This window comes from Erythrobacter sp. EC-HK427 (assembly GCF_902498745.1).
GTDB lineage: Bacteria > Pseudomonadota > Alphaproteobacteria > Sphingomonadales > Sphingomonadaceae > Alteraurantiacibacter.
The window spans coordinates 3101593-3123037 of sequence record NZ_LR701479.1 but is presented as its reverse complement, the minus strand read 5'-3'; the positions used below and the strand labels follow the sequence as shown (position 1 = coordinate 3123037).

At 59.9% G+C, this 21445-nt stretch carries 14 protein-coding genes; 12 read left to right on the top strand and 2 right to left on the bottom strand.

Annotated features, from left to right (window positions below):
- Both GC121_RS15155 and GC121_RS15150 read right to left on the bottom strand, forming a co-directional pair.
- Positions 1 to 958, bottom strand: a 958-nt coding sequence (locus tag GC121_RS15155; RefSeq protein ID WP_151975512.1) for a ParB N-terminal domain-containing protein, incomplete at its 3' end; no start/stop codon positions are given.
- A gap of 483 nt (positions 959 to 1441) precedes the next feature.
- Entirely contained in the window at positions 1442 to 3127 is a 1686-nt protein-coding gene (locus GC121_RS15150) for a glycosyl hydrolase family 28-related protein (protein ID WP_151975511.1), read from the bottom strand.
- A 205-nt stretch (positions 3128 to 3332) separates the two neighbouring features.
- Here GC121_RS15150 and GC121_RS15145 point away from each other — a divergent pair, with 205 nt between their 5' ends.
- The 12 genes from GC121_RS15145 (at position 3333) to GC121_RS15090 (ending at position 21445) form a co-directional block, all read left to right on the top strand.
- Complete coding sequence (locus GC121_RS15145) at positions 3333 to 4103, top strand: 2-keto-4-pentenoate hydratase (RefSeq protein ID WP_151975510.1); 771 nt, start codon at positions 3333 to 3335, stop codon at positions 4101 to 4103.
- The gene (locus tag GC121_RS15140) at positions 4100 to 5101 is read left to right on the top strand and encodes a TRAP transporter substrate-binding protein (RefSeq protein ID WP_234421292.1); all 1002 of its coding nucleotides are present in this window, start codon (positions 4100 to 4102) and stop codon (positions 5099 to 5101) included. Before GC121_RS15145 ends, GC121_RS15140 begins: the two co-directional genes overlap by 4 nt.
- Positions 5098 to 5574 carry a TRAP transporter small permease gene (locus GC121_RS15135; RefSeq protein WP_151975509.1) on the top strand — a complete coding sequence of 159 codons (477 nt, stop codon included), beginning with the start codon at positions 5098 to 5100 and terminating at the stop codon, positions 5572 to 5574. Before GC121_RS15140 ends, GC121_RS15135 begins: the two co-directional genes overlap by 4 nt.
- The gene (locus tag GC121_RS15130; protein ID WP_151975508.1) at positions 5574 to 6851 is read left to right on the top strand and encodes a TRAP transporter large permease; all 1278 of its coding nucleotides are present in this window, start codon (positions 5574 to 5576) and stop codon (positions 6849 to 6851) included. The genes GC121_RS15135 and GC121_RS15130 overlap by 1 nt, the downstream gene beginning before the upstream one ends.
- Positions 6852 to 6895: 44 nt before the next feature.
- Entirely contained in the window at positions 6896 to 7912 is a 1017-nt protein-coding gene (locus GC121_RS15125; RefSeq protein ID WP_151975507.1) for a LacI family DNA-binding transcriptional regulator, read from the top strand.
- Positions 7913 to 8033: 121 nt separating this feature from the next.
- Positions 8034 to 8666 (top strand): RpiB/LacA/LacB family sugar-phosphate isomerase, encoded by a 633-nt coding sequence (locus tag GC121_RS15120; protein ID WP_151975506.1) that lies wholly within the window; start codon positions 8034 to 8036, stop codon positions 8664 to 8666.
- A gap of 19 nt (positions 8667 to 8685) precedes the next feature.
- Positions 8686 to 9453 carry a 2-dehydro-3-deoxy-D-gluconate 5-dehydrogenase KduD gene (kduD, locus tag GC121_RS15115; RefSeq protein WP_151975505.1) on the top strand — a complete coding sequence of 256 codons (768 nt, stop codon included), beginning with the start codon at positions 8686 to 8688 and terminating at the stop codon, positions 9451 to 9453.
- 276 nt (positions 9454 to 9729) lie between these two features.
- On the top strand, positions 9730 to 12771 hold the full coding sequence (locus GC121_RS15110; RefSeq protein ID WP_151975504.1) for a TonB-dependent receptor: 3042 nt from the start codon (positions 9730 to 9732) through the stop codon (positions 12769 to 12771).
- 156 nt (positions 12772 to 12927) lie between these two features.
- A complete protein-coding gene (locus tag GC121_RS15105) occupies positions 12928 to 16056 on the top strand; it encodes a TonB-dependent receptor (protein WP_151975503.1) in 3129 nt (1042 codons plus the stop codon).
- Between the two features lie 130 nt (positions 16057 to 16186).
- The gene (locus tag GC121_RS15100; RefSeq protein ID WP_151975502.1) at positions 16187 to 16927 is read left to right on the top strand and encodes a FadR/GntR family transcriptional regulator; all 741 of its coding nucleotides are present in this window, start codon (positions 16187 to 16189) and stop codon (positions 16925 to 16927) included.
- Between the two features lie 109 nt (positions 16928 to 17036).
- Positions 17037 to 19283, top strand: coding sequence for a polysaccharide lyase 6 family protein (locus GC121_RS15095; RefSeq protein ID WP_151975501.1), 2247 nt, complete (start codon positions 17037 to 17039; stop codon positions 19281 to 19283).
- Positions 19284 to 19288: 5 nt separating this feature from the next.
- Positions 19289 to 21445, top strand: coding sequence for an alginate lyase family protein (locus GC121_RS15090; protein ID WP_199857897.1), 2157 nt, complete (start codon positions 19289 to 19291; stop codon positions 21443 to 21445).

Sequence of the window (21445 nt, the reverse complement as noted above, 5' to 3'; positions counted from 1 at the left end):
CGATATTGCTGGTGTGATCGCCTGCGCTGACCTTGAAGACGTAGCAGAGTTCGTGGGCAGAGCGGTAGAAGTTGCCCATGCCCGGATCCTTGACCCAGACGATCAGGTTCTTTGTTTCAAGAAATATTCCATCGGCTGCCGCGAACATATGAGGAGCGGCCCGCCAATCGGTGAAGACATAACAGAGGGCACCTGCAAGACAATGCGGTGCCACAGCAGCAAACGCTGGACGGATCAGTGTAGCGCCGAACTCTGGGAGTGGGACATCACCTGCCCCCGCCAGGAAGTCGTCGTGTTTGACCCTGCCATTGCCCGAGACGTTGTTCTTGATACGGCACCCATAAGGCGGATCGGTCAGGACCATCCGGACGAGTTCGCCATCCAGTAGCCCGGCGATCAATTCGCTGTTGCGGCAGTCACCCACTGCAAGCTTGTGATCAGCAATTGACCAGCGGTCGCCGGTGCGACACACAGGGACGGCCTCGTCATCAAGCAGTTCGACACTGTCTTCTTCGACAACGTCATCATCGAACGAAAGAAGGCCATCGATCTCGAACGTGTCGAACCCTGTGAGCTCGACATCGTAGCCGAGCTCAATCAGACCCGAGAGTTCCGAGCGCAGCAGTTCCTTTGACCAGCCGGCGTCCTCAGCGAGCTTGTTGTCTGCGATGATGTAGGCCCGCCTCTCGGCCTCGCTCATCTGCCCGAGGCTAATTACTGGAACGTGGGTCTCACCGCTCTGCATAGCGGCTTCAAGGCGTCCGTGGCCGGCAAGCAGGTTGCCATCATCATCGATCAGCAGGGGGTTGGTCCAGCCTCTGGTCTTGAGGCTTCTTTGCAGTTTCCGGATTTGAGCGCGCGAGTGCGTCCGGGGGTTGTCCGAATACGGCTTAAGATCATCAACCGAGCACCACCGGATGCTCAGCTCGGTAAACTGCGGGAAATTTGATTTGGGCATAGCAAGCCACCTTTCGAAAAGCGTTTCAATCACGTTTTCTGTGGTGGGTTTGCGTCTTTGGACGTCAGATCAAATACAGAACAGTCTGGGAAGAGGCAACCCGAAACTTGCTCGATTGCCATGAGAAACTCGGGGACTTCCCGGCAAGGGCGTCAATCTTCCCAGCAACCCAAACATGGGAAACGGCCGACAAAGCACGGAATTCTGCGGCTTGCGTCTTCCCGGAACGCCTCATCACGTGCCGGACTAGCCGGTTTTCCCACTACTTTCCCACGGACATGGGAAAATTACGCAGAGAGCGGTTCGCAGCAGACCGACTGCTCCGCCAAGCACCCGAAGCACTCGTCTCAGCTTACAGGCCAACTCATCAAGCCTCCCGCTCAGCCGCACCGGGTGAGTGGAAGAACCTCATGGCCTGAACTCACAGCGGGTAGGGGATAGCTGCGTCGATCAGAGACAAGTTGCGGTTAGATTGACAACACCTTACGGCTGCCTGCGCTGGGCCTGCCAATCATACAGTGAAGGCACGGCGGACTGCCGGTTGCCGTCGATCTCGGTATAGGGTTCGGGCGTATAGCGTAGCTCTATCGAGCGGTTGCCATGCAGGCCGACCACCCGCGCATCGGGGCCGCCGCTGCCTTCAGTGACGACCACCGTTTCGCCCGGCGCCGCGCCGCTCGTCACCAGCACTTTGAGGTTCCAGATGGTGTTAAACTGCCCGTGTCCCGGCTGCCAGTATCCCGCTCCCCCTGCGCGGAACAGGTCGTAAGTGGCGGGCGCATCCTCGCTCGCGGGCGTCGGGCGGATATGCACGGTCACATCGTCATACAGGTTCTGGTGATTGGCGCCGGAGTGCTGGTCCAGCGTGGGTTGCTCCCAACCGGTGCTGCGGTGGTAGACTGATCGGGTTGCCTGCGTGTTGAAACTGAACGTGTGCACGGTGGGATTGAACACTTCGTTCCCCGTCACAAACACATTGTGCACATTGCCCAGATGCACGCTGTAATGCGCGATATGGTTACCCTCGGTCACCACATTGGCGATGGTGGCAGCGGCCAAATCATCAGTCATCACGCCCGCATCGGCATTCTCGATCCGGATATTGCTGATCCAGCCATTGTGCACGCCGGTGAAATAGATGCCGTTGAAGCCCGCTTCATTGTGATGGCCGAAATCGGGATTGGGCGGGAAGATCAGCGCCATGTCCTGAATACCGACTTCGGACAAATGCTCCCACGCGGCGAAGTAGGCGGGCAGGCTGGTGTTGATATCGTGTAGCAGCGGGTCGGCAATGGTCACCTGATCGCCGCTAATCGCCTCGATCCGCGTCGCCTGCCGCACCAGCGGGCGGTCGGGCAGCAGCCAGTGCCTGTCACCCACCGGAAAGTCATCGCGATCCTCGCCATAGATGGCTGCGATCAGCGGGCCGTCTTCCCCGGCGCGGTTGTGCCAGTGGATTTGCAGGACATCGCCCACCGCCAGCGTCGCAGCTTCGGGAGCGGTCAGTACTCTCGAACCTCTGCTGCCCGCAGCAATATCGGCGACTTCGACAATCGGCTGGTCATATTCGTCGAGGTAGGTCGCGTGGCGGCCGCCGGGCGTGCGCACCCACAAGAAGCCGCCGTTCCAGCTCCATTCGGAGAAGAGGACGTCGAGGTTCTGGTCGGGCTGCCGCTCGCGCTTGTCATAGGCGACCAGATATTCGCGCAGTTCGTCTGCCGCGCCGCCATCATCCATTTGGTTGAGCGGGCGGGGCATAAACAGTTCGGTTCCGCCTTCACCGCTGCCATAGCCCGCAAGCACGATATTGCTGCTTTCGATCCATAGAATCTCGGTGAGCTGGTAGCGACCCGGCGCCAGTTGCACGCGCACTGGCACATCGCTTTCGCCCGCTGCGGCGATGGCTGCACGCAGAGCTACGCTGTCATCGATCCCGTCATCGGGGAAGGCACCGAAATCCGCCACGTCGATCACTGTGTCGATCTGTGGGAGCGGGGAAAGGCCGTAATCATAGCCCGCATAGGAAAAGTCGGGGAGGTAAGGGGCATCTCCGTCTGCAAGAATGGCCGGGAGGTCGCTGGTGCCGTCCTGCGCCGCAGCGGGGACGGACATCGCAATCGCCGTCAGACAAACCGTCGTACCGAACAATTTCAATGCGTTGATACTCACAGCATCACTCTCCTCGTTTCTCTTTCCCACGGGTATTGACGATCCTTGTCACCGGTGTCAATGATTACGGTAACCGGTGTCAGCAGGGGTGCTGCCCATCAGGAACGAACTGCAAAAAGGTCGTTCCGACGGGAGAGTTTGAGGAATGCAAGCGACGCGCAATGCGATGCTTTCGGACAGTCCGCGCAAGGAGGCGTCATGATTTATGGGACACAACACGCTCACAGCCGGATTTGACGAGATTTCGGCGACATTGCTGAAGGCGCGGGCAACGGGTCGGGCATTGCCTGGCCCTCCGGCAGGCTTGCCCAGCAGTCTCGAAGATGCCTACCGGATTCAGGACCAGTCGCTCGACGCGTGGAACGACCGGGTGGCGGGCTGGAAAGTCGGCGGCGTGCCCGCTGCCTATGCCGACCGCTATGCGGACAAGTTTCTGGCTGGCCCGATCTTTGCGCGCAGCGTATTGGGGGTCGGGCATGGCGGCTGCGTCGAGATGGATATTTTCGATGGCGGGTTCGCGGCCATCGAACCCGAATTCGTGTTTTGCCTTGGCGAGACGCAAGAGCAAGACCGGATGTTTATCGGTGCCGAGATTGCCAGCAGCCCGATCCCCGATATCAATGCCTATGGCCCCACTGCGGTCATCAGCGATTTCGGCAACAATAATGGCTTGGTTGTTGGGCCGGAGATCACCGACTGGCGGAGTCGCGACGGTGCTGCCACGGTAAGCGCGACGATCAACGGCGTGCTGGTGGCCGAACGCCAGCTCGATGATTTCCGCACCAGCGCGCTCGAAGCCCTGTACTTTCTCCGCAGGTTGGTAATACAAAGAGGATTGACACTTGATGCTGGATTGTATGTATCCAGCGGTGCAGTCACCGGCATTCATGAAGCGGTTGCGGGGGCGCACGCCGAATTGAGCTTCGGCGGGTTTGGTGCCTTCGAGATTATTCTCGCCAATGCGGAGAAACGATGACTTTCGGAATGTCGCGCAGAGGGGTGCTTGCCAGCGGTGCAGCGAGCCTTATGCTCGCGGGCTGTGGCCGCAGGCTGGGGCCAGGCCTGCTGACCTCGGTCGATACGCATCCCGAAGGGTTTCCTCCGGTCGAGGCGGTGCGCTATTTCGGCGACTTGCTGCGCGAGCGGACCGCGGGCAGGCTCAATCTGCGTCTCTATCCCGGCGGACAATTGGGCAATGAGCGTGATACGCTGGAGATAACCACATTTGGCGGCATCGATTTCAACCGCGTCAATCTCGCCCCACTCAATTCGATTGAGCCCACAACCATCGTTCCCGCGCTTCCTTTCCTGTTCGAGGATGTGGCGCATATGCACGAATTCGCCGACGGCCCGATTGGCCAGGCGGTGCTTGATTCCATTACGCCGCACGGGTTGATCGGCCTATGCTTCTACGATTCCGGAGCGCGCAGCTTTTACAACACCCGCCGCCCGATCCGCACGCCGGAGGATATGCGCGGACTGAAATTGCGCGTTCCCGGTTCCGATCTCTACATCGAAATGGTGCGCTCGCTGGGTGCTGACGCAGTGCCGATGCCGCTCGACGAGGTCTATACCAGCCTCGCCCAGGGCGTGATCGACGGGGCGGAAAACAACTGGCCGAGCTTCGAGAATGGCCGCCATTTCGAAGTCGCGCCCTATTACAGCCTGACCCAGCATCTTCTCGCCCCCGAAATGTTCGTGATGAGCAAGGTGACTTACGATGCGTTGTCGGCCGAGGATCAGACCATTGTGAAGCAGGCGGCACGCGATTCCGTGCCCTATATGCGCGAGCTGTGGGAAGCGCAGGATGCGCGCAGCCGCGCGATTATCATGGCCTCCGGTGTCGAGGTAAACGAAGTCGATCCCGCGCCCTTTGTCGCTGCGATGACAGGCGTGTGGCAGGCATCGCTCACCAAACCGTTGCAGCGCGAACTGGTTGACCGGGTTCTGGCCTTGCGGGGAGGCAGCTTGTGAAGCGCAACATTGCAGACAGTGCGGCCGATGTGTTGGTGAAACTTGGCGCACTCGGCCTGTTGATCATGACGGCCATTATCGGCTGGCAGGTGTTCGGGCGATACGTGCTCGAAAGCAGCCCTTCTTGGTCTGAGCAACTCTCGCTCGTGCTGATGATCTGGTATGTGTTCCTCGCCGCCGCAGCAGGCGTGTGGGAGCGGTTCCATATCCGTATCGAACTGCTTGAACAGCAGCTTTCTGCCAAGGCGCGTCGACGCCTACGGATTGGCATCCACGCGCTGATTTGCGTCTTTGGCGGAATTTTTCTGGTTTATGGCGCCATGCTGGCGTGGGAGGTACGGGTGCACGTGATCCCCTCGTTGGGGATCAGCCGGGGCTGGGCGTATATCATTATCCCCTTTGCCGGTCTGCTGATTTCGCTGTTCTCGCTTGGCCGTATCTATGTCCGACTGACCGAGAAGGAGCAGGGCTGATGGAAATCCTCGTCCTGTTCGGCGTGTTGTTCCTGCTGCTGGCGGTGGGTGTGCCGGTGGCCTTTGCCCTTTTCGGTGCAGCGCTGGCGACCTTCTGGGTGGCCGATATCCCGCTGATCGTGGCAGTGCAGCGCATGGCGGCAGGGATCAGCGTTTTCACGCTGATGGCGATACCCTTCTTCATCTTTGCCGGTGACCTGATGTATCGCGCCGGTATTGCCGAGCGGCTGGTGCGCGTGGCCGATGCCGCCTTTGGCCGCGTGCAGGGCGGTCTCGGCCTGGTCAATGTCGGCGCGAGCATGATGTTCGGCGCGGTTTCCGGCTCCGCCATTGCCAGCGCATCGGCCATCGGATCGAGCATGATCCCGCTGATGGACGAGAAGGGATATGACCGCGACTATTCAACCAACGTGACGGTAACGGCAGCGATTGTTGGGCTGCTGATCCCGCCCTCCCACAATATGATTATCTATGCCGCGGCATCGGGGATTGGCGTGTCCATCGGAGATCTGTTTCTGGCAGGCGTCATCCCGGGTCTGCTGACCGGGTTCATGCTGATGGGTACGGCGTGGCTGGTGGCGCGGCGGCGCAATCTGCCCAGAGGTCATTTCCCGGGCTGGAGAGCCTTCCTGCGCGCTGCCTTCTATGCGATTCCGGGTCTGATGACTGCGATCATCATTATGGGCGGCATCTTGTCGGGCATATTTACCCCCACGGAAAGCTCTGCCATCGCGGTGGTTTACACCATCCTGGTCGGATCGCTGGTCTATCGCAGTCTCGGCCTGCGCGGGACGTGGGAAGCGGCGCAGCAATCGGTGCGCACCGCCGCCATGGTGCTGTTCATCGTTGCGGCGGCTACCGCGTTCGGCTTTGCGCTGGCACTGCTGGAAGTGCCCGCCGGGCTGGGGAGTCTTATCACCACCATCAGCGACAATCCGCTGATGACCTTGCTCGTCATCAACATCATGCTGCTGATGCTCGGCACCTTCATGGATATGGCGCCGCTGATCGTCATCACAACGCCGATCTTCCTTCCTGTCGCCATGGCGAGCGGGGTCGATCCGGTGCATTTCGGCATTATCGTGATGCTCAATCTGGGGATCGGGCTGGTGACGCCGCCGGTAGGCGCGGTGCTGTTTGTTGGCTCGGCGGTGAGCAAAATGCCGATTAGCCAGATGGTGCGCACGATCTGGCCGTTCTATCTAACGCTGATCGCGGCGCTCATCCTTGTCACTTATGTCCCGCAGTTGTCGCTCTGGTTGCCGGGCGCATTTTGACACCGCCTCTTGGCCTTGCACAAACTTGGACTTAAGAGAGCCCGATGAAGGGCGAGGGCAAACCGACGATCAACGACGTGGCCGCCGCCGCGAAGGTCTCCAAAAAGACGGTCAGCCGAGTCATTAACAAGTCCCCCTTGCTCTCTGAAAAGACGCGGGAGAAAGTTGAAGCGGTGATCAGGGAGATGGGCTTCGTGCCCAATCTCCAAGCCCGCGCGCTCGCCTTGCGCCGCAATTTCATTATCGCCGCGATCCATGACAACCCCAACGCGCAGTTCCTCGTAAACGTGCAACAAGGGGTGATGGAGGCGATTGCGGGCAGCGAATTTGCTCTGATGGTGCAGCCGTTTGACCGCAACTCGGCCAGTTTCGAAGACGATGTGCGCGCATTCCTCGAACGCCAACGCCCGCATGGCGTGGTGCTGCTGCCGCCGCTGTCGAGCGACGAGAATCTGGTCGCGCTGTGCCGCGAGACGGGCACCCGTTATGTCCGGATGAGCTCGATCAAGAATGATGACGCGGCGCATATCGTCAGCTCGAACGACCGCGAGGCGGTGCGGCAGGCGACCGAATATCTCATCGCCAGCGGGCACCGGCGGATCGGGTTGATCGACGGGCCGGTCGGTTTTACCTCTCCGCAAGAGCGGCGTGGCGGGTTCGAGGAAGCGCTGGTGGCGGCGGGCATCCCGCTGTTGCCCGAGCTGTTTCGTCCGGGCGCCTACACTTTTGAATCCGGGGTAGAGGCCGCGCGCGATCTAATTGCACTGGCCGATCCGCCCACCGCGATCTTCGCCTGCAATGACGAAATGGCCATTGGCGCGATGATTACCTGCCGCCGGAACGGGCTGCGCATACCGCAGGATATTTCGGTTGTCGGGTTCGACGATACGCCTTTGTCGAGCCATGTCTGGCCGTCGCTCACCACGGTGCGGTGGCCCATTGTCGAAATGGCGCGGGTCGCGGCGCTTAAGCTGATCGGCCCGCCAGAGGCCGCCGCGGAGCATCCATGGCTCCTCCCTTCCACACTCGTAAAGCGCGAATCCGTCACTCCGCCAGCCTGATGTGCACAAGCGGGAAGGAAGTTCTTGCAATCAAAAATGACACCGGTTACCAAAGTGGACAAATAAGAACCTGCTTTTCGCGCGCATGGCCGCGGAGCGGCTGCAACGGGACGTGGAACGAATGAAAATCGCACTCATCAATGAAAACAGCCAGGCGGCCAAAAACTGCGTCATCCACGGTGCGCTGACTGCGGCGGTGGAGCCGCTGGGCCACGAAGTGCACAATTATGGAATGTATGCGGCAGAGGACGATGCGCAGCTGACCTACCCCATGGTTGGTTTGCTGACGGGCATCTTGTTGAATAGCGGTGCGGCGGATTTCGTGATCACCGGATGCGGCACGGGGACGGGTTCGATGCTGGCGAGCAATGCTATGCCGGGCGTGTTCTGCGGTCTGGTGATTGATCCGACCGACGCCTTCCTTTTTGCCCAGATCAATGACGGCAATGCGGTTGCCATGCCCTATGCCAAGGGCTTCGGTTGGGCAGCAGAACTGAACCTGCAGGATTGCTATCGCAAGCTGTTCGAAGGCGAGAGCGGTGTCGGCTATCCCAAAGAACGCGCGGCCATCATGGCGAAGAACAGGGGCGTCTTGGCGGAGCTCAAGTCCAAGACGTGCCACGATATGCTGACCGTGTTGCAAACGGTCGATCAGGAACTGCTCCGCAGCGCGATTGCTGGCGAGCGGTTTGCGGATCTGTTTTACGCCAATTCGCAAGACGAGGCGATTAGCGCCTATCTTCGCGGCCTCTGAAGTTCGGGAGAAGGCCTGGGTGAGCGCATTCGATCTGACCGGCAAGGTGGCTCTGGTGACCGGCGCGAATACCGGCATCGGCCAAGGCATCGCTGTCACGCTTGCCAAGGCCGGAGCCGATGTTGCGCTGGTGGCGCGGCGCGATCCGGCCGAAACGCGCGAACTGGTCGAAGCTGAAGGGGTGCGGGCGCAGGTCATCAATGCTGACCTGTCCTCGATCGAACCCTGCGCGCGCGTGGTGGCGGAATGCGTCGGGACGCTCGGCCGCATCGATATTCTCGTCAACAATGCGGGGATTATCCGACGCGAGGATGCGCTGCAGTTTACCGAGGCTGACTGGGACGCGGTGATGGACGTGAACCTCAAGGTTCTGTTCTTCCTCAGCCAAGCGGTGGCTCGCCACATGACCGGTTGGTCATCGCGGGATGGCGCGCGCGGGAAGATTATCAATATCGCCAGTATGCTGACTTTCCAGGGCGGCATCCGCGTGCCGAGCTACACAGCCAGCAAAAGCGGTGTGGGTGGCCTCACAAAGCTGATGGCCAATGAATGGGCGGCCAAGGGAATCAATGTGAATGCCATTGCGCCGGGCTATATCGCCACCAACAACACGGCGGCTTTGCAGGCAGACGCGACGCGTAACCGCCAGATCCTCGAACGGATACCCGAAGGGCGCTGGGGCGATCCGGCGGATATCGGCGGCGCCGCAGTGTTCCTCGCAAGCAGCGCGGCGGACTATGTTCAGGGCCATATCCTTGCCGTAGACGGAGGGTGGCTGGCCCGATGACAGAGCTTGGCGCATGGTCGGCCTGGGGCGGTGCCTGCTTCACGTCCCGTTCTGGGTTTGAAGCTGGTCGGGCAATTTGCGTGTCCGAAAATGACACCGGTATCAGAGCAAGATTGATCCGAAACGTGCGGGGCAAGGCGGGTTTTGCGACGCGAGATCGCCACCTTCTGTAAATTGGTAGGACAGATAATCGGTAATTGGAGTGCATCGAAGGTTTACAAAAGGGCGTAGAACGCTCAAAGAGGCGCAAAGCCAGTAAGGTGAAAGGGAGAGATTATGACGAAGGGCAATTGGGATTGTTCGGTACCGTCCGGATGGAAATCGCGGGTTTTGGCGACTTTGCTCGCAAGTGGTGCAGTGGCGGCTCTGGCCGCGCCGGCCATGGCGCAGGAGGTTGCCGATCCGGGTGCGGAAGAGGCGCCCGATAATCGCATCGTTGTGACTGGCATCCGCTCCTCGCTACAAAGCGCGCTCAATGAAGAGCGCAATGCCGACAGCCTCGTCGAAGTGATTCAGGCCGAAGACATCGGCAAGCTGCCCGACCAGAATCTCGCCGAAGTGCTGGAAAACATTCCCGGCATCCAGATTACCCGCACCGCCGGTGTCGGCACCGGCGTGCAGATCCGCGGCACCAACGACAACCGTACCGAAATCAACGGTGTGTCCACCGTAGGTGCTGGTGCTGGGCGCGGCGGCATCAACTTCGAAGACGTCAACGCCGCGATTATCGCTTCGGTTGAAGTCATCAAAGCGCCCGAGGCGAGGACCATCGAAGGTTCGGTTGGCGGCACGATCAATCTGCGCACGATCCGCCCTCTCGATCTGGTTGACCGCGTAGCCACTGTCCGCGTGCAGGGCGAATATTCGGAGCTTTCCGAAAGCGTGACGCCGCGCTTTGCCGCCAGTTTCGGCGACAATTGGGACACCGGCATCGGCGAAATCGGTATCGTGCTTTCGGGCAGCTACACCGAGCAGGAAGCGACTTCTTTCCGCCCGCGTGTTGACCGTGATGGCGGTCTTGTCGAAAACGTCAATGCGCAGGTGATCCGCAATGGCAGTCTCGAAAATCAGGCCACTCGCCGTCCTGCCGCGCAAAGTTTCGACTTCCTCGGTATCCAGTTCCTCAACCAGGAACTCGAGAATTTCGAGTTTGAAACGATCAACTTTGCCGGCACCGTCGAATGGGCGCCATCGGACAATCTGCGCATCTTCTTCGATGCTTTCGTGAACGAGCAGGAGCGCCGTCAGGACAGCTCGCGCGTGCAGGGGTCGGGCGTCAGCGCGGTGCTGAATGTCAATGTGCCGACCGGTTTCGAGACAGTGGATTTCGGCTCGCTTGACGGGGTGCAGCTCGGTAGCATCCAGGCTGCCGTGACGGGCGTGATCGAACCGGTTTTGTCGGTTGATCCGGATGATCCCAACCTGCGCTTCTCCAGCGATACGGGTGCGCGAATCACCGATAGCCAGCTGTTCCGGCTGGGCGGCGAATGGGAAATCGGACTGGTAACGGTGTTTGTCGAAGCGGCGACCTCACGCTCGGATACCGTCAATCCCGAACTCAGCACCACGCTGAACTTCATCAACCCCAACACTCCTCTGGTGGGTACGCTGAACGATAACGCGGTGCCGTTTGCATACGATCTGAGCGGTGGTTCATTGACCTTTGGAATCGCGGAAAGCTCCCCGTTCGCGCCTTCGGTGGCGCAATTGCTTGATCCAGCCAACGTGGTTCTGCAGGCGGTGAATGTCGGCAATGACCAGCGGGAAAATACAGAGGATTCGCTCCGTCTCGATTTCAGCTATGACACTTTCGATCTGACGGGCTTCCTGACGAGCTTCGACGCGGGCTTGCGTTACAATACACGGCGGAGCGCGTTCCAGGAATTCTCCTCCAACCTCAACCTGACGCGGATCAGCGACAGCCCGCGCGGCACGGCTTTCTCGGAGCTACTTGTTCCCGGGCCGCGCAATTTCGATGCGGCAGACGGGCGCGCGTTGGCGTTCCGCGACTTCCTGCTGATCGATCCGAACCGTTCGTTCAACGATCAGGCGGGCACGATTGCCATCCTCAACCAGGCCTTGGCCGGCGTTCCGGGAATGCGCTCGATTGCCGAACCCACGGCTAGCAATACCGGCTTCTTCGACATCGAAGAGGAAACGGTGGCCTTCTACACGCAGGCTAATTTCGAATTCGGTCCGGTGCGGGGCAATCTGGGTCTGCGTTATATCGGCACCAGTGTCGCATCGACGGGTAATGCGGTCAGCGGCACGACAGTCACGCAGGTCACCAGCACCGGCAATTACGACGAATGGTTGCCGCGCCTTAACCTGACCGCTGAAGTGACCGAAGATATCGTCCTGCGTGCGAGTTACACAGAGGATATCAACCGCCCTGACTTCAACCAGCTGTCCACTTCGGTGGTGTTCGGCACCAGTGCGCAGGCGGCGATCCCGATCGGAAATCCCAATCTGCAGCCGGAAACCGTGCAGAGCTTCGATGCGTCGGTGGATTGGTACTTCGCTCCGTCCGCGCTGTTCAGCGTTGGCGTGTTCCACAAAGAGCGCACCAATCTGTTCGTGGCGCAGCTGGAAGAAGCACCGCGTGATGGCAACGGCTTCGGCGACATCACGCCGCCGTGCGAAGGCGGCGGTATCTTCAATCCGGTGGCCAACCGTAACGTCTCGTCGAACATTCCGGGCACCGGCATCTGTGTCGATATCCAGACGACGATCAATGACAGCGCAACGACCACGCAGACCGGTATCGAAGTCGCTTTCCAGTACGACCTGTCGTCCTTCGAAGAATCGTTGGGCTTCGCTTCGGGCTTCGGCGTGATCGCCAACTACACCTATCAGGAGTTCGGCGGCGGCGAGGCGGAGAACCTTTCAGCCCAGCGCGGGACGGACGTGTTCAACGCGATCAACGGCATTTACAACGATGCGAATTTCGTGCCAGTGTCGGCGGTGCAGGGTCTGCTCGACTTCTCGCCGCACGCTTACAACGTCACGCTGTTCTACGAGAAATACGGCATCTCGGCGCGCGCCCGCTACACTTGGCGCGATGCATTCCGCACGCTGGATACGGCTGGCGGTGCGTCGCTCAACTCGACCTTCGGTTTCCCGGTGGTGTCGGAAGCGCGCGGACAGCTGAACGCCAGCATCAATTATGATGTGACCCCGTTCCTCAACATTGGCGTTGAAGGCGTGAACCTCACGCGGTCGAACATCCGCCAGTTCTGTGTGAACGACGGTGCTTTGCTTTGCTTCGAAGGCCTGCCTGACCGGCGTGTGACCTTTGGTGCATCACTAAGCTTCTGATGCACGAAGCTCCTCCTCCCTTGACCCCGGGCTGCATAGCGGCCCGGGGTTTCTTTTGCCTCACATTGGTAAGACATAAATCTGATAATTGGTGTAGTTTTTAGGTTGACCTTTTGGTCCAGCCTTTTACGCTTTGACAAAACATGGGAGAGTGAAATGGTGAAGTTGAACGCTTGCGCTGGCCTGCCGGGTCGCAATGTCCGCACACTTGGCGCGCTTCTGGCGACAAGTGCGATGGCGATGGTGGCGTCGCCTGCGTTGGCGCAGGACGCAGAGGCTGCTGACCCTGAGGTTGCCGAGGGCAATTCCATTGTGGTCACGGGTATTCGCGGCACGATCCAGTCCTCGATTGAGGAAAAGCGCGAGAACGATTTGATTTTCGATGCTCTTACCTCGGACGACATCGGCGATCTTCCGGCACTTTCCATCGGCGAAGCTCTGGAAACGCTAACCGGCGCGAGCTCGCACCGCGAGCAGGGCGGGGCGACCGAGATATCCATCCGCGGGCTCGGCCCGTTCTTGAGCTCCACCGTTATCAATGGTCGAATTGCGACCAATGGCAGCGGTGATCGTTCGGTCAATTTCAGCCAGTTCCCGTCCGAGCTGTTCAACTCGGTCGGCATTTACAAGACGCAGTCGGCCAGCCTTATCGAAGGCGGCGTGGCGGGCCAGATCGCGCTGGAATCGGTGCGCCCGCTCGATTTCGGACGGACGCGCGTACAGGGCGAGCTTAAGCTCAATTACAATCCCGGCAATTTCGATATCGATCCCGACCAGCGGTTCCAGGATTTCGGCTTCCGCGGAACGCTGAGCTACATCGATCAATATGACCTTGGCGGTTACGGAGAGCTTGGGATTTCGCTCGGCTATTCGCGCAACGAGGCGACGAATCCCGAGCAGGAGGCAGCGGCGAGCCCGACGCTCAATTACTGCCGCAATGATCCGTCGAGCACATCAGCGGGCACCGGCGACGACAACAATTGCAACACGACCCGGCCCGATGTTGCCGGCACCGAAGATTTTGTGATTGGCCGCAACAGCTATTTCTATCGCCAGAACATCACGGACGATACGCGCGATGCCTTCTTTGCGGCGCTGCAATATCAGCCGTCCCCCCTGTTCGAGCTCAACGCGGATTTCCAGTATTCGCAGCGCCTGTTCCGCGAGCGGCGCAACGATCTGAATTTTTCCGAGGGGCGGCGCGTCGATGATGCGAACGATCCCAGCTTCCTCGACAATCCTTTGATCGGCAACCGGCTCGATTACGATCTGCTCGTCGGCCCCAACGGCGAATTGCTCCAGTTCACCGGCGAAACCAGCATCGAGACCAACAGTGAATATACAGAGCGCCTGGAAACATATTATGGTGGCGGAATCGGTTTTGAAGCCAACATCTCTGATCGGCTGACGATTACGGGCGATGTGTCCTATTCGGAAACGCAGCGGGTTGAAGAAGCGGTGCAAGTCCGGATGCGTATCCGTGACCAGCGAGATATCTTCGGCAATCCCGCAGGCTATCCCCGCTCGCGCGAAAGCGATTTCTCCAACCCTAACAGCAACAGCAATACGTCAGACGACAGGATCGAGACCGCTTACCAGATCCAGCAGAACGGATCGCAGATCGTCAATTTCATTGTTGGCGACTTTGACCCGACCAATCCGGATGTCTTCAGCGACAATGCGCGTGCGCGCTATGATCTGGAACAGGATCGCTTCAATTCGATCTGGGCGACACGGGTCGATCTTGCCTACGAACTGGATGGCTTCTTTTCGTCGGTTGAAATTGGCGGTCGCTACCAGGATCTGGTCTATCGCGATGTGCCGGGTGCCGATGCGGGTCTCCCTAGCCGGTTAGAACTTACTTATACTAATGATGCTTTGGCAATCGCGAACCAGGCCTGTCGCACGGCTTTCCCGGAGGAAGGCTTCCTGCAATCGGTGAGCGGCGGCAACCCGCTGATCACCAATGTCGACACCGCGACCGGCCAAGTCATCGCAACCTATAACACCTATGCAACGTTCGATGCGCTGTGCCTTGCGCAAACGCTGGAGGCGAATGACCCAAGAGGGATCAGCTTCGATAGCAACGGTGTGCCGATCTATCCGGGCGGCGATTTTGATTCGATCCAGAACAGCAATGTCAGCGAGAAGACGTTGGCAGCCTATATCCAGGCCAATTTCGATGCGACGCTTGGCAGCTTGCCCATTCGCGGCAATATCGGCCTTCGCGTGGTGAATACCGAGGTTGCTGCGACGGGCTTTCGCGGCGAACTCAGCGCCGTGTTCGACCAGAATACGGGTGAACTGACCAGCATTGTGCAGGATACCACGTCGCTGGTAGAGGTGACCGGCGGCGGTTCCTACACCGAGTATCTGCCGAGCTTCAACCTGACTGCTGACCTGACACCCGATCTGCTTGGCCGTGTGGCGGTGTTCCGCGCGCTTTCGCGGCCCGACCCGTCGAATCTCAGCTTCGGCCGCAGTTTCAATGCATTGGTTGACGAAGGGAGCCCGATCTTCTCGGTCGCGGAGGCGATTGGCACCGCCAGCGCAACCGGTAACCCGTTCACCGATCCGCTGCTGTCATGGAATTTCGACGTGGCGCTGGAATGGTATCCTGACGAAGACACGATCTTCGCAGTTGGCGGGTATTACAAATCTTTCAATGGCGGTTTCGAGACCGTTGGCCAGTTTGAAACCTTCACGGTGGATGGGGAAGACCTGCAAACGCTGGTCACCACCACCAACACCACGCAGGATACCAGCACGATCTACGGCTTCGAGATTTCGGCGGCGCACCGCTTCTCCTATCTGCCGCGCCCGCTCGACGGGCTTGGTTTCCGGCTCGGCTACAACTTCGCCGATTCCGATTTCGAGTTTCAAGATGATACTCTGGGTGCCATCACGACCGTCAATCCTGACGGTTCGACGACGACCAGCGCAGCCTTGATCCCGCCGTCGAACATCTTCGGCCTTTCGCGGCACGTCCTGTCGGCGCAGGTGTATTACGAGATTGCCGGGTTCGATTTCCAGGGCGTCTACAAATACCGGAGCAGCTATTTCCAGCAATTCGTGGGCGATCCGGGCCGCATTCGCTATGTCGATGATACCGGCGTGTTCGAAGCGCGCATTTCCTATACGCTTAATCGCAATGTCCGCTTCACCATTGAAGGGCTCAATCTCTTCAATGAACCGCGCACCGATTACCGCGGCACTCCCGATGATTTCAGTCAGACTCTGGTCTACGGTCCGCGCTACTTCGCCGGTGTCCGCGTAAGGTTCTGACAGCGGAGAGGGGCGCTCGTTCTCCCGCGGGTGCCCTTCTTCGCGCTCCACAGGCAAAGTCTGGAATTGGTATGACATATCGGCTAACGCCGTCGCCAAACGACACGATTCGTCTGTTTCCGGGGATACCATGACCGCAAAACGCCTTTATCAGGACATCGCACGAAAGATTGTCGTATTGATCGATGAAGGGGCGTATCCACCGGGTTCGCGGTTGCCAGGCGAGCGCGATCTGGCCGAGAAATTCAACGTCAGCCGCGTCACCATCCGGGAAGCGGAGATCGCGCTGCAAGCGATCGGACGGCTGGAGATCAAGACCGGTTCGGGAGTTTATGTGGCCGAGCGGTCACCGCAGGCGCTGGCGGCCCTGCCTGCGGCGAGTGCTTTTGAAGTCACCGAGGCACGTTTGCTGATCGAATCCGAAGCCGCCGCGCTGGCCGCGCACAACATCACCGACGCGCAGATCGAACGGTTGGCCGAACTCGTCGAGCAAATGGCGAGCGAGGATAACGCATTATCGGACGAAGCTGACGAGCAGTTTCACCTGACCATTGCCGCTGCATCGAACAACACGGCCATGGTGCACACCATTACCCAGCTGTGGCAGATGCGCGACCAGTTGCCGCAGGTGAAGGCCACCTATGATGCGGTCTGCTTGCATGATGCCTCGGCGCGCCGCGAGGAGCATCGGGCGATCTTTGAAGCCCTTAGGTCGCGCGATGCGGCAGCAGCCCGCGGCGCGATGCGCGAACATTTCAAGCGGTTGATCGGCACAATGCTCGACGCCACCGAGGCGCAGGCACTTGCCGAGTTGCAACAACGCGCGAGCCAGAGCCGCGAGCGCTTCATGACCGCGGCAAAGCTCGGCTGATCTGTTAGAAATTGGTATGATATAAATTGCCATTTTGGCATAGAATATCGGTTGACTGACAGCATTGGCGGCCTATTCTTCCCTCCCAATTGAGGATGAGAGGAAAGCAATGTTTCGCGCACTGGCCGCCTGGATTGTCGCATTGTGCCTCGCTGCGTCTCCCGCCATGGCGGAGGAGTATTTCGTCGAAACGCAGGCGGAGTACGAGCAGGTGGCGGGCAGCGTTGTAGCAGGTGACACTATCATCCTTGCCGATGGCGAATGGCGCGATTTCGAAATCGTGCTGCAAGGGCAGGGGCGCGAGGAAGCGCCGATCACGCTGACTGCGGAAACCATGGGCGGGGTCATCCTGACCGGCCAGTCCAATTTGCGGATTGGCGGATCGCATCTTGTCGTATCCGGCCTCGTCTTCCGCGACGGACACAGCCCCACAGGCGAAGTGATTGCTTTCCGGGTTGATAGTGAAACACTGGCCTTCAATTCGCGCGTGACGCAGGTGGTCATCGACCACTTCAGCAAGCCCGACCGCTTCGATTCGGATTACTGGGTGGCGCTTTACGGGCGCAACAACCGCTTCGATCACAACCACTTGGTAGGCAAGACCAACGCCGGCGTGACGCTGGCCGTCCGGCTCAACACCGAAGACAGCCGCGAGAACAACCACCGGATCGACCACAATTATTTCGGCCCGCGCCCCAATCTCGGATCCAATGGCGGGGAGACGCTGCGGATCGGCACCAGCCATTTTGCCGAGTTCAATTCGAACACGATTGTCGAAAACAACATTTTCGACCGCTGCAATGGCGAGGTGGAGATCATTTCGGTCAAGGCGGGCGGCAATCTGGTGCGCGGCAATCTGTTCCTGGAATCGCGCGGCGCGCTGACTTTGCGCCACGGCGACGGCAATGTGGTGGAGCGCAATGTCTTTCTGGGCAATGGCGTAGATCACACGGGCGGGATACGGGTGATCAACCGCCGCCAGATCGTGCGTGAAAATTACATGGAAGGGCTGCGGGGAGACGGGTTCGCCAGCGCGCTGACAGTGATGAACGGCGTGCCCAATTCGCCCGCCAACCGCTATGTCGAGGTGCAATTTGCCGAGATCGAGAACAATTCGATCCACGATAGTGATCGCATTACGTTTGGCGCAGGGGCGGATGCCGAACGCTCGGTCGCGCCCTCTGACAGCACGTTCGGCAACAATCTCCTCGCTGGCCGGGCAGGGGCCAGATTTGTCGAGGTCGATGCGCCGGTCGATGGCATCCGCTTTGCAGGCAATGCGCTGCTGGCCGGCGAGGCGGCACCCGAGCTGTCCTTTGCGAAGCCCGCCGATACGCGGCTGGAACGCGGCGCGAATGGCTTGCTCTATCCGGTCGATCCTGCGCTGGCGGCTGTCGGCGCACCGCGCGACTTGCGGGTGCTTGCGCTCGATGAAGTGGGGGTGGACTGGTATCCCAAGCCCGCACCGGAGGCTGCTTTCGGGCAAAGCGAGATGCGGGCCGTCCCGCTCTCATCCGCGGCGCTGATTGCCGCGATTGGCGACACGGGCGAATCCGACACCTTGCTGCTCGCGCCCGGAACCTATGTGATAGACCGCACCATTCCGGTGGAGCGCATGGTCTCGCTGACCGGCAGCAGCAATGGCGCAACGATCATCGAATTTGCGCGGCCCACCCTGTTTGAATTGCGCGAGAATGGCGCGCTGGCGCTGCACAATCTGGTTATCGACGGTTCGCAGGCCCCCGATTCCTCCGCCAATGCTGTGATCCGCACGGCGAGCGTTCCCATTCGCGGCAATCTGCGCATCGCGCTGGGCCATGTTCTTGTCCGCAATCTCGATATCAACCGCGATTTCGATGTGATCGCGTTCGGCCCGTCAACGCTCGCTGATCGGGTGGATATCCGCAACAGCACATTTGAGAATATCAGCGGCAGCGTCGTCTCCGCCATCGCCGAGGCGGACGATCAGGGGCGCTACAATGTCGAATATCTCGATATCAGCGGCTCGACTTTCCGCAATGTGCGCGGGCCAGTCGCCGAGGTCTATCGCGGCGGGCGAGATGAAAGCACGTTCGGACCGCATATCCTGATTTCCGGTTCGACCCTTGAAGCAGTTGGCGCGGGCGCCGGGGCATCGCTTGAGCTGCACGGAACACAGCGCACCCGCATCCTTGGCAACCACTTCCTTGGCTCGGCACCTGTGGCTATCACGCATACTGTCGGCACGCCGCGCACTGTGGTGGCGGATAACCGCTTTCAGAACACCCCCGCGCCTGCAATCGTTGAACGCGAATGCGCCTGCGCGCCGCGCGTGGAAATGCGCGACAACAGCTTTGACGGGGAGGCAGGGGAATGAGGACAGTGTTTGCTCTCGCAATGGCGGCGGCGATCGCCTTGCCAACGCACGCAACCGCACAGGACGCTACAATTGCCGAAGCTGCGGAGCAACGGGCCTACCCCCCGCTCTTTGCCGCAGAGATGGCGCAGGCAGAGACCTTCGTGGAGGAGATGATCGCAGCGGGCGTGATTGTGCCTGTCCCGCGTGACCCAGGCGGTGGCTACACGCATGAACAGCACAAGCGGAATTACCGCGCGATGCTGCTCGCCGCGCAGCTATACGAACTGACGGGCGAACCGCGATATTTCGGCTTCGTGCGTGAAATGCTGCTCGAATACGCGGCGCTTTATCCGACGCTCGGGGAGCATCCCGCAAGGGCGAACCAGAATGTGGGGCGGTTGTTCTGGCAAGTGCTCAACGATGCCATGTGGCAAGTCCACGCGATCCAAGCCTACGAGATTATCCGAGACGAATTGCCCGCTGCTGAGCGGGAACGGATCGACAATGACGTGTTCCGCCGCGCATCGCATTTCCTCTCGGTGGAATCGGCTGCGACGTTCAATCTCATCCACAACCACGCCACCTGGGCCACCGCCGCGGTCGGGATGACCGGATATGTGCTGGATGACGAGGAAATGGTGCGCAGCGCGCTCTACGGCACGGCGGGGCCGGGAGAGGCGGGCTTTATCCGCCAGGCCGAACTGCTGTTCTCGCCCGATGGATATTATACCGAAGGGCCATATTACCAGCGTTTCGCCATGCTGCCGTTCATGGTGTTTGCTGGAGCGATCGAGCGAAACCAGCCGGAATTGCGCATTTTCGAACATCGTGACGGCATTCTGCTAAAGGCGCTCGATACGACCATCCAGCTGACTTACAACGGGTATTTCTTCCCCTTCAACGATGCCATGCGCGACAAGAGCCTGAACACGGCCGAACTGTATGAAGGCGTTGCCATCGGTTACGCGGTGAGCGGCGATCCCGCGCTGCTCGATATCGCCCGCTTCCAGAACCGCACGGTGATTTCGCCCGCCGGGCTGGGCATGGCCGAGGCGCTCTCCGCTGGGGAGGCCGAGCCATTTCGCTTCCGCTCCATGCTATTTTCCGACGGGCCTGATGGCGATCAGGGCGCGATTGCCGTGCTGCGTGAAGGCACTGGCCCCAATCACATGGCGCTGGTCGCCAAGAATGCCTCGCAAGGCATGGGGCACGGCCATTTCGACAAGCTGAGCTGGCAGCTTTACGCGATGGGCGAGGAAGTCGTCACCGATTACGGCGCGGCGCGTTTCCTCAATATCGAGGCGAAAGAGGGCGGGCGCTACCTGCCTGAAAACGAAAGCTGGGCGAAGCAGACCATCGCGCACAATACGCTGGTGGTGAACGAACAGAGCCATTTCTACGGCGATCTCGCTCTGGCCGAGGCGGCGTGGCCGACGCAGGATTGGTTCCATGTGGCAGACGGCTTCCAGGCCAGCGCCGCCAGCATCGACAGCGCCTATCCGAACGAAGGCGTGGCGATGGAGCGGCTGCTCGCTCTGGTGACCGTGGAAGGGCTTGCGCAGCCGCTCGCGCTGGATGTGCTGCGCGCCTCCAGCGAAACGCCGGTGCAGTTTGATCTGCCGCTGCATTATGCGGGCCATATCATGCGGCTGGGGTTCGATCTCGAACGCTATGTCGATACGCGCCCGGTGCTGGGCAGCGGGCATGGTTACCAGCATATCTGGGAAGACGGACGCGCCGCGCCGGACGAGGGCGAAAGTTTCATGACGTGGCTGCTCGACGGCCGCTTCTACACTTATCGCTTTGTTCCGCAGGACGGCCTTGAGGTGATCCTTGGCGAAAGCGGGGCGAATGACCCTGATTTCAATCTGCGCCGCGAGCCGGTGGTGATCCAGCGGGTGATGGACAGCAGCGATGCGACTTTCGTTAGCGTGCTGGAACCACACGGCCTTTATGATGGCGCAGCCGAACAAACGGTTGAAGGCGACAGCCGGATTGCCGCCCTGCGCCATGTCGAAGCAGACGAATATGACGTCATCCTGATCGAAACGCTTGCCGGGGAAACAGTCGCGGTGGCGATTTCCTGGCAGAATGATCCTGCGGCATCGCACCGCGTAACAATCGAAAGCCGAGAGCTTGCGTGGCAGGGCTATGCCGCCCGCTTCAGCCTGGGCGACTAA

What these genes read in the sequence shown, in the direction of transcription:
- GC121_RS15145 (WP_151975510.1), top strand. Translation starts at nt 3,333, where the DNA reads ATGGGACACAACACGCTCACAGCCGGATTTGACGAGATTTCGGCGACA.
- GC121_RS15140 (WP_234421292.1), top strand. Translation starts at nt 4,100, where the DNA reads ATGACTTTCGGAATGTCGCGCAGAGGGGTGCTTGCCAGCGGTGCAGCG.
- GC121_RS15130 (WP_151975508.1), top strand. Translation starts at nt 5,574, where the DNA reads ATGGAAATCCTCGTCCTGTTCGGCGTGTTGTTCCTGCTGCTGGCGGTG.
- GC121_RS15125 (WP_151975507.1), top strand. Translation starts at nt 6,896, where the DNA reads ATGAAGGGCGAGGGCAAACCGACGATCAACGACGTGGCCGCCGCCGCG.
- GC121_RS15120 (WP_151975506.1), top strand. Translation starts at nt 8,034, where the DNA reads ATGAAAATCGCACTCATCAATGAAAACAGCCAGGCGGCCAAAAACTGC.
- GC121_RS15110 (WP_151975504.1), top strand. Translation starts at nt 9,730, where the DNA reads ATGACGAAGGGCAATTGGGATTGTTCGGTACCGTCCGGATGGAAATCG.
- GC121_RS15105 (WP_151975503.1), top strand. Translation starts at nt 12,928, where the DNA reads ATGGTGAAGTTGAACGCTTGCGCTGGCCTGCCGGGTCGCAATGTCCGC.
- GC121_RS15100 (WP_151975502.1), top strand. Translation starts at nt 16,187, where the DNA reads ATGACCGCAAAACGCCTTTATCAGGACATCGCACGAAAGATTGTCGTA.
- GC121_RS15095 (WP_151975501.1), top strand. Translation starts at nt 17,037, where the DNA reads ATGTTTCGCGCACTGGCCGCCTGGATTGTCGCATTGTGCCTCGCTGCG.